The sequence below is a fragment of the Halopseudomonas bauzanensis genome, from assembly GCF_900114735.1.
In the GTDB taxonomy this organism is placed as follows: Bacteria; Pseudomonadota; Gammaproteobacteria; order Pseudomonadales; family Pseudomonadaceae; genus Halopseudomonas; species Halopseudomonas bauzanensis.
Window position 1 is genome coordinate 56,693 of sequence record NZ_FOUA01000009.1, and the last position, 14,721, is coordinate 71,413.

14 protein-coding genes and 1 pseudogene are annotated in these 14,721 nt (G+C 62.5%); 11 read left to right on the top strand and 4 right to left on the bottom strand.

Translation table 11 applies throughout. The features are described from left to right. Positions 1 to 30: 30 nt before the first annotated feature. The 3 genes and pseudogenes from cofG to BM267_RS15600 form a co-directional block, all read right to left on the bottom strand. On the bottom strand, positions 31 to 1,161 hold the full coding sequence (cofG, locus tag BM267_RS15590) for a 7,8-didemethyl-8-hydroxy-5-deazariboflavin synthase CofG (RefSeq protein ID WP_074781274.1): 1,131 nt from the start codon (positions 1,159 to 1,161) through the stop codon (positions 31 to 33). A 285-nt stretch (positions 1,162 to 1,446) separates the two neighbouring features. After that, positions 1,447 to 1,788, bottom strand: a pseudogene (locus BM267_RS15595) (thioredoxin family protein); the annotation flags it as partial. 55 nt (positions 1,789 to 1,843) lie between these two features. Beyond that, positions 1,844 to 2,509, bottom strand: a complete 666-nt coding sequence (locus tag BM267_RS15600; protein WP_074781306.1) for a class I SAM-dependent methyltransferase — start codon at positions 2,507 to 2,509, stop codon at positions 1,844 to 1,846. A gap of 186 nt (positions 2,510 to 2,695) precedes the next feature. Between BM267_RS15600 and nrdR the strand changes: the two genes are divergently transcribed. From nrdR to BM267_RS15655, 11 genes are all read left to right on the top strand, one after another. Continuing rightward, a complete protein-coding gene (gene nrdR, locus BM267_RS15605) occupies positions 2,696 to 3,169 on the top strand; it encodes a transcriptional regulator NrdR (protein WP_036993630.1) in 474 nt (157 codons plus the stop codon). Continuing rightward, positions 3,162 to 4,295 carry a bifunctional diaminohydroxyphosphoribosylaminopyrimidine deaminase/5-amino-6-(5-phosphoribosylamino)uracil reductase RibD gene (ribD, locus tag BM267_RS15610; RefSeq protein ID WP_074781272.1) on the top strand — a complete coding sequence of 378 codons (1,134 nt, stop codon included), beginning with the start codon at positions 3,162 to 3,164 and terminating at the stop codon, positions 4,293 to 4,295. The genes nrdR and ribD overlap by 8 nt, the downstream gene beginning before the upstream one ends. A gap of 7 nt (positions 4,296 to 4,302) precedes the next feature. Beyond that, positions 4,303 to 5,559 (top strand): sodium:proton antiporter NhaD, encoded by a 1,257-nt coding sequence (gene nhaD / locus BM267_RS15615; RefSeq protein ID WP_074781271.1) that lies wholly within the window; start codon positions 4,303 to 4,305, stop codon positions 5,557 to 5,559. A 25-nt stretch (positions 5,560 to 5,584) separates the two neighbouring features. Continuing rightward, positions 5,585 to 6,250, top strand: a complete 666-nt coding sequence (locus tag BM267_RS15620; RefSeq protein ID WP_074781270.1) for a riboflavin synthase — start codon at positions 5,585 to 5,587, stop codon at positions 6,248 to 6,250. A gap of 21 nt (positions 6,251 to 6,271) precedes the next feature. Continuing rightward, on the top strand, positions 6,272 to 7,366 hold the full coding sequence (gene ribBA, locus BM267_RS15625) for a bifunctional 3,4-dihydroxy-2-butanone-4-phosphate synthase/GTP cyclohydrolase II (RefSeq protein ID WP_036993625.1): 1,095 nt from the start codon (positions 6,272 to 6,274) through the stop codon (positions 7,364 to 7,366). 58 nt (positions 7,367 to 7,424) lie between these two features. Then, complete coding sequence (gene ribH, locus BM267_RS15630) at positions 7,425 to 7,901, top strand: 6,7-dimethyl-8-ribityllumazine synthase (protein WP_036993624.1); 477 nt, start codon at positions 7,425 to 7,427, stop codon at positions 7,899 to 7,901. Between the two features lie 54 nt (positions 7,902 to 7,955). Then, positions 7,956 to 8,390: a transcription antitermination factor NusB gene (gene nusB, locus BM267_RS15635; protein ID WP_083392546.1), complete on the top strand. Its 435-nt coding sequence runs from the start codon at positions 7,956 to 7,958 to the stop codon at positions 8,388 to 8,390. Between the two features lie 27 nt (positions 8,391 to 8,417). Continuing rightward, on the top strand, positions 8,418 to 9,398 hold the full coding sequence (thiL, locus tag BM267_RS15640; protein ID WP_074781305.1) for a thiamine-phosphate kinase: 981 nt from the start codon (positions 8,418 to 8,420) through the stop codon (positions 9,396 to 9,398). After that, positions 9,391 to 9,885, top strand: coding sequence for a phosphatidylglycerophosphatase A family protein (locus BM267_RS15645; RefSeq protein ID WP_074781268.1), 495 nt, complete (start codon positions 9,391 to 9,393; stop codon positions 9,883 to 9,885). Before thiL ends, BM267_RS15645 begins: the two co-directional genes overlap by 8 nt. An 83-nt stretch (positions 9,886 to 9,968) precedes the next feature. Next, on the top strand, positions 9,969 to 10,580 hold the full coding sequence (gene ribA, locus BM267_RS15650; RefSeq protein WP_036993620.1) for a GTP cyclohydrolase II: 612 nt from the start codon (positions 9,969 to 9,971) through the stop codon (positions 10,578 to 10,580). Beyond that, positions 10,577 to 11,005 (top strand): hypothetical protein, encoded by a 429-nt coding sequence (locus BM267_RS15655; RefSeq protein ID WP_136869989.1) that lies wholly within the window; start codon positions 10,577 to 10,579, stop codon positions 11,003 to 11,005. Before ribA ends, BM267_RS15655 begins: the two co-directional genes overlap by 4 nt. Before the next feature lie 86 nt (positions 11,006 to 11,091). On the opposite strand, the gene BM267_RS15660 is transcribed toward BM267_RS15655, so the two are convergent. Beyond that, a complete protein-coding gene (locus tag BM267_RS15660; RefSeq protein WP_074781267.1) occupies positions 11,092 to 14,721 on the bottom strand; it encodes an ATP-binding protein in 3,630 nt (1,209 codons plus the stop codon).

Consider the following 14,721-nt stretch of genomic DNA (forward strand, 5'->3'; position numbering starts at 1 on the left):
CTGACACTTGTACATTCATTGCGGAACTCCTCATGACAGGCACTGGTGTAACGCCAGACCATCAGCGCGGGCGATAGCGGATAACCGGGGGGCAATGTCGCCAGCGAAGAAATGCTGCGGGCGCTCAAGATAATGGGGGTAGACCGCGAGGCGCTCTTCCAGTCCGTACCCACAATCTGCTGTAGCGCGGCGTAGTGATTCTATTTGTGGCCAGGCGCGTTCCGGATTGATGTGGTCGATGGTCAATGGTGAAACACCGCCCCAGTCATTGATGCCGGCCGCAATATAGGATGCAAAGCGGGACTCCAGATTCGGTGGCGCTTGCAGGCTGATGGACGGCGCGAGCAGCAGGCGCGCCAGCACCAGCGTGCGGACCATATCGTCGAGGTCGGGCTCAGGGTGGCCGGCCATGGCGGTGCCTGCCTTGGCCCGGAAATTCTGCACGATGACTTCCTGAATATGGCCATGCTCGAGATGCAGATTGTTGATCGTCATCAGGCTGTCGACGCGCTCGGCCCAGGTTTCCCCTATGCCGATCAGGATGCCGGTGGTGAAGGGCACGCCCAGTCGGCCAGCCCGGTCGAGGGTGCGGATGCGCTGCACTGGCACTTTATCCGGGCAGGCATAATGGGCGCCGCCCTTGGCAATCAGGCGGCGACTGACGTTCTCCAACATCATGCCCATGCTCACGCTGTAAGGCTTGAGGAGTCTGATATCCGCTTCCGACAGCGTGCCGGCGTTGACGTGGGGTAGCATGCTGCTTTCGCTCAGCACCATGGCGCAGACCTCGGCCAGGTAGCTGATCATGCTGGTATGACCTTGGCGGGCCAGGGCCGCCCGAGCTTCGGGGTAACGCAGCTCGGGCTTTTCGCCGAGGCTGAACAACACTTCCTTGCACCCCATACGTTCACCGTCATGGACGATCTGCATGACCTCAGCAGGGGTCATTAAACGCGCATTGGGAGAGTCTGGTTTCTGAACGAAAGTGCAATAACCGCAGTCGTCACGGCACATGTTGGTAAGGGGAACAAAAACGGCGCGCGAGTAACTGAGACTCTTGCCCCAGTAAGTATCTCGAATACCTGCCGCTTGGCGGGCCAGTTCCGTGAATTCACTCTTGGGCGCTTTCTCAAGCGCTAATGCCTGTGAACGGGTCAACATAATGACCGCTGCCTCCGTTATTTTTTTTGTGGAGTCTTATGCATGACCGGACATGCTTGTTTTACCAGTCGGTAAAAGAAGAGTAGGCCATATTTTCCCAAGTGGTCAAACTTTTATTGGCATCGCGGCTTATTTAAATTTGACAGAAAGTTGGGAGGCGTCTGGAATGCAGTTTTGCGCTGCAGTGCTGATTATTCGGCAGTGGCGAAAGTGCCATAAACGTAACGGCAATGGCTTCCCGGTAAAGCGCGGTCAGCGATTTATCGGCGTTAATAGCTAGCCTGTCGGCCCCGCGATACGGGGTTCGAGCATCTCGAGAATGACACTGGTCGGCTGGACCCCTGAGAAGCCATCTACCGGCTGACCGTGCCGGAACAGGACGACCGTCGGCAGGGTGCGAATGCCGAAACGCTCGACCAGTGCGGGCTGTTCATCACAGTTGACCTTGGCCAGTTGCAGGTGGCCGGCGTGGCTGTCAGTGATGGATATCAGCATGGGCAGGAGCGCCTTGCATGGCGCGCACGCAGGTGCCCAGAAGTCTACCAGCACTGCCTTGTCATGAGAGCTATCGAGCACCAGACGATCAAAGGTCTCGGTGGTGACATCGAACATGCGGGGCTGGCTCATGGCGTTTCCGGATCGGGCTGGCATGGGTCTTATATGGGGCGGGGCAGGAGCGTTATCAAGGTGTCGAACGATACAGCGCGACCCGGCGAAAATCGACCGGTTCGCCCAGGTCGGGCCAGGTCTGACCGCTGAGGGTACCTATCCGTTGGTAGCCGGGGTGCTGCAGGTTGCGCACCCGCGAGTCGGCCACCAGTACCTGATCGGCACGATCAAGGAACAGGTCGAGAAAGCCGTGGTTGTCGCGGTCATAGAGCACATCGGCGGCGAGTATCAGGTCCAGTTCGCCGGTGACGGCAAAGTAGTCGGCAGCCAGCTCGACATGCTGCCCATTGAGCTCGGCATTCAGGCCGCTGGCCAGCCGTGCCGGCTGGTCCAGGTCACAGGCGATGCTCTGTTTGGCACCGGCAGCGCTGCACGCCAGGGCGACGATGCCCGAGCCCGCGCCGAAATCCAGTACCCGCTTGCCCCGTACCTCCTGCGGGTGGTCGAGAATCCAGCGTGCCAATGCCAACCCGCTGCCCCAGCAGAATCCCCAATAGGGCGGCTCTTCGAGCAGGCGGCGGGTTTCTTCGCTGGAAAAGGCGCGCTGCAGGTTGGCGGGGTCGAGTAGCCACAGTTGCAGCTCGGGTAGACCGGGCAGGGCACTGGCCAGCAAACGTGCCTCCGGCAGGGTTTCCTGCAGGAGGTGATGCAGATCGTCAAGCGGGCCGGGTGCAGACATGATGGGTACCGTGGCAGAGGGCGGCCGCATTCTAGCCGTATCCGCGGCAATGATGGAACCACGTGCCCGGCGTTACATGGGCTTACTTTAATAACATTGTGCCAGCGAGTATGCTATGGGGCTTTTGACCAGTCTACCCAGCGAGCCTGCGCACGGCCGCTGTTCAGACCTGCTACGGATCCGAACATGTATTGTCCTTTTTGCGGCGCTAATGACACCAAGGTAATCGATTCCAGGCTGGTCGCCGATGGCGGTCAGGTGCGTCGTCGGCGCGAATGCCTGGCCTGCCAGGAGCGTTTCACTACCTTCGAAACGGCTGAGCTGGTGTTGCCGCGCATCATCAAGCAGGACGGTCGTCGCCAGCCTTTCGATGAGGACAAACTGCGCGCCGGCCTGCTGCGTGCGCTGGAAAAACGTCCGGTCAGCGTCGAGCAGATCGAAGCTGCCCTGGGCCGCATCAAGCATCGGTTACGCGCTACCGGTGAGCGCGAGATCAAGGCGATGGTGGTCGGTGAAATGGTGATGGCCGAGCTCAAGCAACTGGACGAGGTGGCTTACATCCGCTTTGCCTCGGTATACCGGCGTTTCCAGGATCTCAACCAGTTCCGCGAGGAGATTGATCGTCTGTCCCGTGGCGAGCCGGTTGAACCCGATGCCTGAGGATGCCACCGATCATCGGCTGATGGCCCGGGCCATTCAATTGGCGGCTCGAGGTCTGTACACCACCGAACCGAATCCCCGGGTGGGCTGTGTACTGGCGCGCGACGGCGAGATTGTCGGCGAGGGCTGGCACGTGCGTGCCGGCGAGGGCCATGCCGAAGTCAACGCCCTGGCCCAGGCCGGCGAACGCGCTCGCGGCGCTACGGCCTATGTCACCCTGGAGCCCTGCAGCCACTTCGGCAAGACCCCGCCCTGCGCCAATGCCCTGATCGATGCGGGCGTCAGCCGCGTGGTGGCGGCCATGCAGGATCCGAATCCCCAAGTGGCAGGCCAGGGGCTGGCGCGGCTGCGCGCCGCCGGCATCGAGGTCGACTGCGGCCTGCTGGAAAGCGAAGCGCGGGATCTCAACCCCGGTTTCATCAAGCGCATGCAGCAGGGATTACCCTGGGTGCGGTTGAAACTGGCCATGAGTCTGGATGGTCGCACCGCCATGGCCAGCGGTGAAAGCCAGTGGATCACCGGGCCGCAGGCTCGCGCCGATGTACAACGCCTGCGGGCGCGCAGTGGTGCGGTGATCAGCGGGGCGGATAGCGTGCTGCTGGATGATTCGGCGCTGACGGTGCGCGCCGCCGAGCTCGGCCTGGATGCCGACCTGGCAACCGCAGCCGCCGCCAGCCAGCCCCTGCGAGTGTTGATCGATGGGCGCCTGCGAGTACCGCTGCAGCAGCGGCTGTTCCGCGAAGCCGGTCCGGTGCTGGTGGCCTGTGCCGACACGCAGCAACGCGAAGCGGAGTACCGGCATGACGGAGCCGAGTTGCTGGCGCTGCCCGGCGAGCAGGGCAGGGTTGATCTCGGCGGCCTGCTGCAGGAACTCGGCCGGCGTGGCTGCAATGAGGTACTGGTAGAGTCCGGTGCCGATCTGGCGGGTGCCTTCTGGCGCGCCGCCTTGGTAGATGAGTTGATTGTCTATATGGCGCCAAGGCTGCTGGGTAGCCGGGCGCGACCGCTGTTGGATCTGCCCTTCGACAGGATGGCCGAGGCCATGGATCTCGATGTGACCGACATGCGGGTTATCGGCCGTGATTGGCGGATTACGGCGCGACCGGTGTCTTCCTTCCGAGAGTAACCACCCCATGAGCGTAGTAGAAGTAGCCCTGCTGCTGATGGCCATTCTGGCCATCCTCGGCGTCATATTTGAAGAAGTGACCCACATCAGCAAGTCCATCGTCGTGCTGTTCTTCGGTACGCTGGCCTGGATGCTGTTGTTCATCAGCGCGCCGGACGAGGCATTCCGGCTGCGGGTGCAGGAAGCCTTCAACCATAATATTCTCGATATCGCCGGGCTGTGGCTGTTCCTGATGGCGACCATGACCTTCGTCGCCTATCTGAACAAGAAGGGCTTGATCGACAGTGTCATCTTCAAGATCCTGCCCCGGCAGATCAGCGAGCGTAAACTGCTGTTTCTGACGGCGCTGTTCTGCTTCGCCTTTTCATCCTTCGCTGACAATATCACCGCAACCCTGGTGTCCATGGCGCTGGTGCTGAGCCTCAAGCTGGAGCTGCGCAAGGCCCTGCGCTTCGCCACGCTGGTGGTGTTCTCGGTCAACTCCGGTGGGGTGGCAATGATCACCGGCGACGTCACCACGCTGATGATCTTCCTTGCCGGCAAGGTGGAGATCACCCAACTGCTGTTGCTCAGCCTGCCGGCACTGGCGGCTGTCATGCTGCTGGCCGGGATGCTGTCGATCGGCATGAACGGTGTGGTGACCATTGACCGCAGCAATCGGGTGCACTCGCAGCGCACCGGGCGGATGGTCGCATGGGTCTTCTTCCTGACCATCTTCGCCACCATCCTGCTCAGCCTGCTGTTCGATATTCCGCCGACCCTGACGTTCCTGGCGGGCCTGTCGGTCATGTTCCTGCTGGCGCACCAGATGGAGGAGAAGGTCATCAATGACCCTATCCTCGAATACATCCGCGCCATCGAATTCGAGACCCTGCTGTTCTTCCTCGGTATTCTGCTGGTGGTCGGCATGCTGCAGTTCATTGGTGTACTTGGCAGCCTGACCGCGTTGTACGACATGATGCCGACGCTGCTGGCCAACTTCCTGATGGGCTTGCTGTCGGCCTTGATCGACAACGTACCGCTGACCGCCGCGCTGCTCAAATCCGACCTGGAAATGAGTGTCGCTGAATGGATGGGGCTGACTTATGCTGTCGGTGTGGGGGGTTCCCTGCTTATAATTGGCTCCGCCGCCGGGATCGTGGCCATGAGCAAGTTGCCGGGGTTGACCTTCATGTCCTACTTCCGCAGCTTCGGGTTGTTGTTCTTCGCCTTCGTTGTCGGCTTCCTGGCGGTTTACGGCGTGGGCGTGTTGATCACGCCCTGACCATGCATCTGTAACCGAGGCAATCATGTTTACCGGGATAATCGAAGCAGTTGGACAGATCCACAGCCTGCAGCCACGCAGCGGCGATGTGCGGGCTTATGTGAAGACCGGCAAGCTGGACCTGGCCGACGTCAAGTTGGGTGACAGCATCGCCGTCAACGGCGTGTGTCTGACGGTCGTGGAACTGCCCGGCGATGGTTTCTGGGCGGATGTCAGCCAGGAAACCATGCGCCGCAGCGCCTTTACTGAGCTGAAGGTGGGCAGCCGGGTGAATCTGGAGAAGGCGTTAACCGCCTCCACCCGGCTGGGCGGACATCTGGTCAGCGGCCACGTCGATGGCGTCGGCAAGGTCCTGTCACGGGAAGAGGAGGCGCGCTCGGTGCGCTTTCGCATCGAAGCGCCGGCGGCGCTGGCCCGCTATATCGCCGAGAAGGGTTCGATTACCGTGGATGGCACCAGCCTCACGGTCAACGGGGTTGATGGTGCGATCTTCGACCTGAACATCGTCCCGCACACCCTGCAGGAAACCGTGATGGGCGATTACCAGCCCGGCCGTCCGGTGAACCTGGAGGTAGATGTGATCGCCCGTTATCTGGAACGTCTGCTGCTGGGTGACAAGGCTGCCGAAGCGGGCGCCGCCCCCGGTATCAACATGGCGTTTCTTGCCGAGAACGGCTTTCTGAAGTCCTGACAACGTGCCCGGGAGGGCCGTATGAAACTGAATACTATTGAAGAACTGATTGAAGATATCCGCGCCGGCAAGATGGTCATCCTGATGGATGATGAGGACCGCGAGAATGAAGGCGACCTGATCATGGCCGCCGAAGCCTGCAAGGCCGAAGACATCAACTTCATGGCGCGTTATGGTCGCGGCCTGATCTGCATGCCCATGAGCCTGGAGCGCTGCGAACGGCTCAAGCTGCCGCTGATGGTGCAGCGCAATGGCTCGGGGTTCGGCACCAAGTTCACCGTTTCCATTGAAGCCGCCGAAGGTGTCACCACCGGCATTTCCGCTGCCGACCGGGCGCGCACCGTGGAAGCGGCCGCCGCCCCCGATGCTGTCGCCGAAGATATCGTCAGCCCCGGTCATATCTTCCCGTTGATGGCTCAGCCCGGTGGTGTACTGGCGCGGGCCGGCCATACCGAAGCCGCCTGTGATCTGGCGCGCATGGGTGGTTTCGGTGAGTCCGGCGTCATCTGCGAGATCATGAACGAGGATGGCAGCATGGCGCGGCGTCCCGAACTGGAAGCCTTTGCCGAAGAGCACGACCTGAAGATCGGTACCATTGCCGACCTGATCCACTACCGCCTGCTCAATGAGCGCACCGTGCAGCGGGTTTCCGAGCAGCCGCTGGATACCGAGCTGGGCACCTTCAACCTGGTGACCTACAAGGACAGCCTGGAAAACGCCGTACACCTGGCCTTGACCCTGGGCGAGATCGAACCGGAACAGCCGACCCTGGTGCGGGTGCACAACATGGACCCGCTGCGCGACCTGTTCATGGTCAAGCAGCCGGGCCGCTGGAGCCTGCGCGCGGCCATGGCCAAGCTGGCCGAGCAGGGCAATGGCGTGGTGTTGTTGCTGGGCAACCAGATGGAAGGCGACGAATTGCTGCACCATGTGCAACAGCTGAGCGGCGATGAGCCGGCAGTGCGCCGTCCCACCACCTACAATACCGTAGGGGCCGGCTCGCAGATCCTGCGCGATCTGGGTGTACGCAAGATGCGGCTGCTATCGTTGCCGATGCGCTTCAACGCCATATCCGGGTTCGACCTGGAAGTAGTAGAATACCTGCCCTGCGAATAAACGCATTTGGATTCACGGCGGCGCCTGGCGCGCCGCCGGTTCTTTAAGAGAGATTGACATGACTGCTATCCGTACCATCGAAGGCGACTTCGTCGCTGCACAGGGTCGTTACGCCTTGGTTGTCGGCCGCTTCAACAGCTTTGTGGTTGAAAGCCTGGTCGACGGCGCCGTTGACACCCTCAAGCGCCATGGGGTCAAGGAAGCCGACATCACCATCGTTCGCGTCCCCGGTGCCTTTGAAATTCCGCTGATGGTGCGCAAGGTTGCTGATCTCAAGCAATACGACGCCATCATCACTCTGGGGGCAGTCATTCGTGGTGGCACCCCGCACTTCGAATACGTCGCCGGCGAATGCGTCAAGGGCGTAGGCGCGGTGTCGCTGGAAACCGGTATTCCGGTAGCCTTCGGCGTACTGACTGTCGACAGCATCGAGCAGGCCATCGAGCGTTCCGGTACCAAGGCAGGTAACAAGGGCGCGGAAGCCGCCCTCTCGGCAATCGAAATGGTCAGCGTGATCAAGCAGCTGGAGGCCTAAGTGGCTGATCACGACGCGAAACCCAAGCGTTCCGGCGGGCAATCCCGCAACGCCATGCGCCGCAAGGCCCGCAGCCTTGCGCTGCAGGCCCTGTACTCCTGGCATATGGCTGGCCAGTCACTGACGGACATCGAGGCGCAACTGCGCAGCGATCCCGAATATGACTTCGACAGTGCGGACGGTGCCTACTTCCGTGAGCTGTTGCTGGGCGTGCCGCAGAATCTCCATGAGATCGATGGCCACCTGGAGCAGGTGCTGGATCGGGGGATCGCTGAAGTTGATCCCATCGAGCTGGCCATCCTGCGCATCGGCGTGTTTGAAATGATCCGCCGTGTGGACGTGCCCTACAAGGTGGTGATCAACGAAGGCATCGAGATGGCCAAGACCTTCGGCGCCACCGATGGTCACAAATACGTCAACGGCATCCTCGACAAGCTGGCACCCCGCCTGCGCAGTGTCGAGGTGAATGCGTCCCGTCGGGGGCGCTGAGCCACGGCAGGAGCAGCAGCCATGCCGCTGGGCGAATTCGGACTGATCGGCCGCTACTTCCAGCGCGCGGCGCTGGAGCAGGCGGGCGGGCATACCAAGGTCGCACTCGGCATCGGTGATGACGCTGCCCTGTTGACGCCGACACCGGGCTGCCAGTGGGTCATATCCACTGACAGTCTGGTGCAGGGCGTACACTTCCCCGAACACTATTCCCCCCAGGATCTCGGCTACCGCGCATTGGCGGTGGCGGTCAGCGATCTGGCGGCCATGGCCGCCACGCCGGTGGGCTTCACCCTGGCGTTGACCCTGCCCGCGGTGGATGAACACTGGCTGCAGGCATTCTCCACGGGCCTGGCCGCTTGTGCCACGGATCACCACATCAGCCTGATTGGCGGCGACACTACCCGTGGCCCCCTGAATATCGGCGTCAGTGTCTTTGGCGAGGCGCCGCAGGGGCAGGCCTTGCGCCGTGCCGGCGCCCGTCCGGGAGACCTGCTGTGTGTCGGTGGCCCTCTCGGTGATGGCGCCGCTGGTCTTGCTGTGGTGCTGGAGCAGGGGCTGCCGGATAACCTGGCCGCGCCGGCCCGTGAGTATCTCGCTGCGCGTTTCTGGCGGCCACGGGCCCAGTGTGAGTTGGGTGTCGCGCTGGCAGGGATAGCGTCCGCCGGGCTGGACGTCTCGGATGGCCTGCTGCAGGATGCGGGACACCTGGCCGGTGCCAGCGGCGTGGCGCTGCATATACATGGCGCCGATCTGCCCTGTTCCGCGGCCCTGCGCGCCTGGCCGGCTGCTCAGCAGCGGGAATGGATGCTGCGCGGCGGAGATGATTACGTCCTGTTGTTCACCTTGCCGCCGGAGCACGCCGCGCTGGTCGCGCAATGGGCCGGTCAGGGCTGGCCGGTCAGGGTGATCGGCGAAGCGGCGGCGGGCAGTGGGGTCTGGCTGGACGGTCAGGCGACCAGCGGCGCCGGTGGTTATCAACACTTCAAGGAATCCAAGCATGGCTGAATCCCATGAACTAACGCCGGCCTCGGTATGGCGCAACCCCATCCACTTTCTGGCGTTCGGCTTTGGTAGCGGCGCGCTGCCCAAGGCGCCGGGCACTTGGGGCTCGCTGGTCGCATTGCCTTTCGTGCTGCTGTGGCAGCAATTGCCGCCCGGCGGCTATGCGCTGGTGCTGGTGCTGAGTACGCTGCTGGGCATCTGGCTGTGCCATCGCACCGCCGCCGATCTGGGTGTGCACGATCATGGTGGCATCGTCTGGGACGAGTTCGTCGGCGTGTGGATCACCCTGTGGCTGGCGCCGCCCGGCTGGCTGTGGCTGATCATCGGCTTTCTGCTGTTTCGCCTGTTCGACATCTGGAAGCCCTGGCCAATCGGCTGGGTGGATCGGCAGGTCAGCGGCGGGCTGGGCATCATGCTCGACGATATACTCGCCGGCATCATGGCCTTGCTGGTATTGCTGGCACTGGCCGCGATCCCCGGCCTGGCATGAGAGGGCACATCGGCGCTGACTGCGGTGCCCATGTGCTGTTAAGATAACGGCCCTCTAATCAGCGTGGTCGTACAGGAGACAGCGTGCCAGTCACCTTTGTTGCGTCATCCCAATTGCCCACCCAGTGGGGCACTTTTACCATGCACGGCTTCCTTGAGCCCGGTACCGGCAAGGAGCACGTGGTGTTGACCATGGGCGACGTAAGCGACGGTCAGCCGGTGCTGGGGCGCTTGCATTCCGAATGTCTGACCGGCGACGCGCTGTTCAGCCTGCGTTGCGACTGCGGTTTCCAGCTGGAAGCGGCCCTGAAGGCGATAGCCGAAGAAGGTCGTGGTGCGCTGCTGTATCTGCGTCAGGAAGGCCGCGGCATTGGTCTGATGAACAAGATCCGCGCCTATCATCTGCAGGACGGCGGCGCCGACACCGTCGAGGCCAACGAGCTGCTCGGTTTCGGCGCGGATCAGCGTGACTACGGCATCTGCAAGCCGATGCTGGCGCATCTGGGGATTACCAGCCTCAAGCTGCTGACCAACAACCCGCGCAAGGTCAAGGCGCTGGAAGACTTCGGCATCACGGTGGCCGAGCGCATCCCGCTGAAGACCGGTCTCAATCCGTTCAATCGCAACTACCTGGCCACCAAGGCCGGCAAGCTCGGTCATTTGCTGGGCACCATTCACCAGGCCGAGGCAGAATGATGCTTGATACCCGTCCCCACTGGCAGGCGATGCGCCGCAACTGGCGCATGCAATGTCTGGCTTCGCTGATTTTGCCGATTGCCGTGGTCTGGTTCTTCCATGATCGCCAGGGCGCTTACCCGGAAGTGGCGCTGCCGCTGTTCATTGCCGGGCTGTTGACCCTGCTGCTGAGTGTCTGGCGCTACCGTCACTTCCGCCAGGCAGTGATCGATGCCGACGCCCAGCAGGATAGCGCCGAGGCCGAATCGGCCTGGACTCGCCTGCACCATCAGCAACTGCTGGGTCTGACGCATGCCAAACTGCCCGGCTGGCTGGGCATGTTGCATTACGTCTGCACGCTGGAAATGACCCCGTTGATCCTGCTGGTGCTCGCCAGTCAGGGCGCCATGTTGCTGTATCGGCCGCCGGCACAGCGTTTCGGTTGATTGCGCCGCCCAGGCGTTTTCTGTACCGACCTCGATAGTATCAACCAGTACGCCGCCCCAACTGTGGGGGCGGCGTTACCCGTCGTCTACACCATCTCCATGAAATCCAGCGCCCCCTGCTGACGAATCACCCGGCGGTGGTTGGCCCACAGCTCGGTGATGCGCTCGCGGTTGAGCTGCTGGCGATCGAGCAGCACGCGGGTGTTGAGCTCACCCACCGCGCGGGGGCTGGGCACCTTGCTGAACACGAACTGGTTGCTGATCAGCTCCAGGAAGGGGCCGGCCTTGCTGGTCGGCATGATGAAGATCAGCTGCAGGCCGAGGGTTTCGGTCAGGTAATTGATCACTTCCCGTGAGCGGGTTTCATCCATGTGCATGAAGGCCTCGTCCACAATCACCATGCGCAGGTGGCTGTCGCCTTCATTGAAGCGGAAGGCGCTGGTCACCGCCGCGGCGCGGATGATGTAGGCCGGGGTCTCCAGCTGACCACCGGAGCCGGTGCCGTATTCGCTGAGCCGGATCGGCGCCTTGCCTTCGGGGTGCTTGAGGATGTCGTAACGGCGGTAGCGACGGTAATCGCTGATCCGTTCGAGCTCGCGCAGGGCCTGCTGTTCATCACCGTCGAGCAGCAATCCGAGCAGCTGATCACGCACCGCCGCGCCCTTGCCGGACAGGTGGGCATCGAAGAGGCTGGCACCGTCACCGAGGTTCGGCATCTGCGTGACTTCGCGGAAGAACTCCCAGTATTCCTTGTATTCCGGCACCCAGCTCCACTCGAACTGGAAGCTCTCGCGGTCGGCGCCGAAGCGGTGATGCTGCAGCTCGGTGTTGAGCCCTTCCAGGGTACGACCACCATCGTTGATCGCCTGGTGGATCTCGTGACACAGATCGGTGATGAAGGTGCTGTTGAAGCTGTCACGCAGCTTGATCAACTGCTCCTGCTTTTCCAGCAGCACGTTGTTGCGCAGCCGATTATGCAGATTGTCCAGTTGCTGGCGCAGGCCACAGACATGCTCGAAGAACGCCAGGCTGTGCACCTCGGCGGCGGTGTCATGGATCAGGTTGTCCGCCGGCTGCGCCTGCTGGTTGTACTCCTTGAGGCCGCGATCAAGCGCGACCGCCAGCTGATAGAGGCTGTCGGTGAGGCTCTTGCTGTCGGCGGCAAAATCGAAATCATCGCCGGCGCGGGTCAGCATCTCGTCGATCTGGGTCAACCGCTGCTGGGGATCAAGGCCGGTGACGCGGGCGGCGGCTTCGAGCAGATACTGCTCGGCCTCTTCACGTTGCTCCTGCAGTGCATCGCCCTGGTCTGACAGCGTACGAATACGCTGGTTGATCTGGGTCAGCTGCACGTTCAAGCCACCCAGTTCCTTCTGCAGCTCGCTCTGACGGGTTACCAGCTCGGCGTGGCGTTCATTGACCCGGTCCAGCTCCTGCTCCACATCGTGGAAGGCGCTCAGGTCCAGGCTGGCCAGCTGCTGCTCGATGTCCTGCAACTGCTGGCGCTGTTCCAGCAACTGGCTGGCCTGGCTCAGGTAGTCCAGCGGCTTGATACGTTGCAGCGCCGCGGCCAGATGTTTCAGCTGTTCCACGAACTGACGCAGTGCGTGGCGTTGCAGCTGCAGTTCTTCCAGCTGTTTCTGCTGGGCGCGCAGGTTGCGCTCGCGGGCGGCGACGCCGAACACCAACTGGCTGTCATCGATATCACAGCGGAACATGGAGTAGTTGCCCGAACCCATGCCCTCGCGGGTAATGCCCCGCCGAGCCTGGCGCAGGCCCGCAGCATCGTTGACCCGCACCAGCGAGGCGTAGGAGGCGCGCACATAATGCTCGGCCACGCGGTGGCTGAAACGCAATACGTGGACCACCGAGTCCTTGGGCAGGCTGAGGCGCTCGGCGTCCTGACGGGCCTTGTCGCCCTGGATCACCCGGGCGCGGTTGCGATCCCGGGCGCTGAGCTGGCGCACGATGCGGATGGCCTCGGCTTCATGGGCCGGCTCGACCAGAATGCCGAAGCGCGAACCACCGAGATAGCCTTCGATGGACATCTGCCAGTCGGGATCGGTGACTTCCACATGGTCGCAGAGCACCCGCGGATCGGCTTCCGGGCATTGCTGGCGGATAGCGGCCAGGGCGTCTTCAACATAGATGGGATAGATCACCCGGCTTTGCTGCAACGTCTTGATCTGCCGCTCGCTGATGGTGATCTGGCGTTCCAGGTTGGCGAGGGTGCCGGCCCGCTCCTGACTCAGCCGGTCCACCCGTTGCAGCAGGCTGATGCCGTCGGTGCCGGGCTGGGCAAGCAATGTCGCCAGCCGGTTATGGGTCTGTTGTTGCTGGCGCACATTATCCAGGCCGTGGTGCAGCGGACTCAGGTCGATCCAGTCGTTGGACAGCAATTGGTGCAGCTCGGCCACCGGTTGCTGCTCGGCAGCCAGTATTTCATCGGCCAGGCTCTTCCAGTTGCGGGTCGTCAGTTCGGGAATTTCCACCCCCACACCGGTGCTCACCAGATGCTGTACGGTACGTACCGCCTCCAGGTTGAGATCACGCTGGTGGGCCTGCTCCAGCAGCGGTGCCACGCCCTGCTGCAGCCGCGCGGTGAGTAGCTGCTGGCGGTTTTCCAGATCATCCTTGCCCTGCAGTGCGGGAATGCCCTGGCGGCGGGCCTCCAATTGCACCAGGTCGCGGTGAGCCTGCTGGGTGCGCTCATCATTGAGCTGCTGCTCGTCGGTGAGGTCATCGATGCGGGCGCTGATTTCCTGCTGCTTGTCCTTGGCAGCCACGTACTGCTTGCGATTGTGGCTCCAGTTCTGCGCGGCGGCGGCATAATCCAGGCCGATGCGCTCCAGCCAGCTGTTCTGATAGTCCTCGGTCAGTTGCCGCGACTGTTCCAGCAGACCGACGGCGCCGCGCACGCGCGCGGCTTCCTGCTCCATCCCGTGCACGGTACGCAGCAGATCGCGGATGCGTTTGATGGTGTCACCGAATTCGCGGGCTTCGAGTACTTCGCCGGCGACGAACTGGTCGATCGAGCGCACCGGCTTGTAAGCCATGAAGTTGGCGAAGGTGCGGGCAGCATTCTTTGCCTCGCGGATGGACACCGCATCGCCCTTGCCGCGCAGCGCGCCATACAGGCGGGCCAGGTAGGCACTCTTGCGGTCATAGGTTTCCACCCCTTGCTTGCCGAACTGCTTGCGCAGCAGGTTGGGCAATTCGGTGAGCGGAATGACATGGCGGCCGTCGTCGGTGTCCCGCACGAAGTCACTGAGCGCCAGCATTTCACCGGGTACGATCATCAGCAACAGTTCATCCTGACGCGCCTGGCGGCTGCTACCGGCAGTATCCAGATGGGCGCGCACGCCGATCACCGCGGTGAACGGCTCGGCGGTTTCGCCCTGGGTGGGATGGAACACGCCGGCGATGTAACCGTCGGTGGTCCAGGGCCGGGCGAAGGCGCCGTCGTCACAACCCAGAACATAGGAGGCGAGGGTACGTACCTGCTTGCCGCCGCGCCCGCGCTGGGTGGTTTCGTCCTGCCCGGGGTTGTAGTTGAACAGGTTGTCGTGGGCGGCGGTCATCAGTGTCTGCAGGGCATCGGCGGCGGTGGTCTTGCCGGAGCCGTTGCCGCCGGAGAACAGATTGATCGGGCCGTATTCCATTTCCTCGACCGGCAGGTTGCCCCAGTTGGCGGTAATCGAGCGTTTCAGATACAT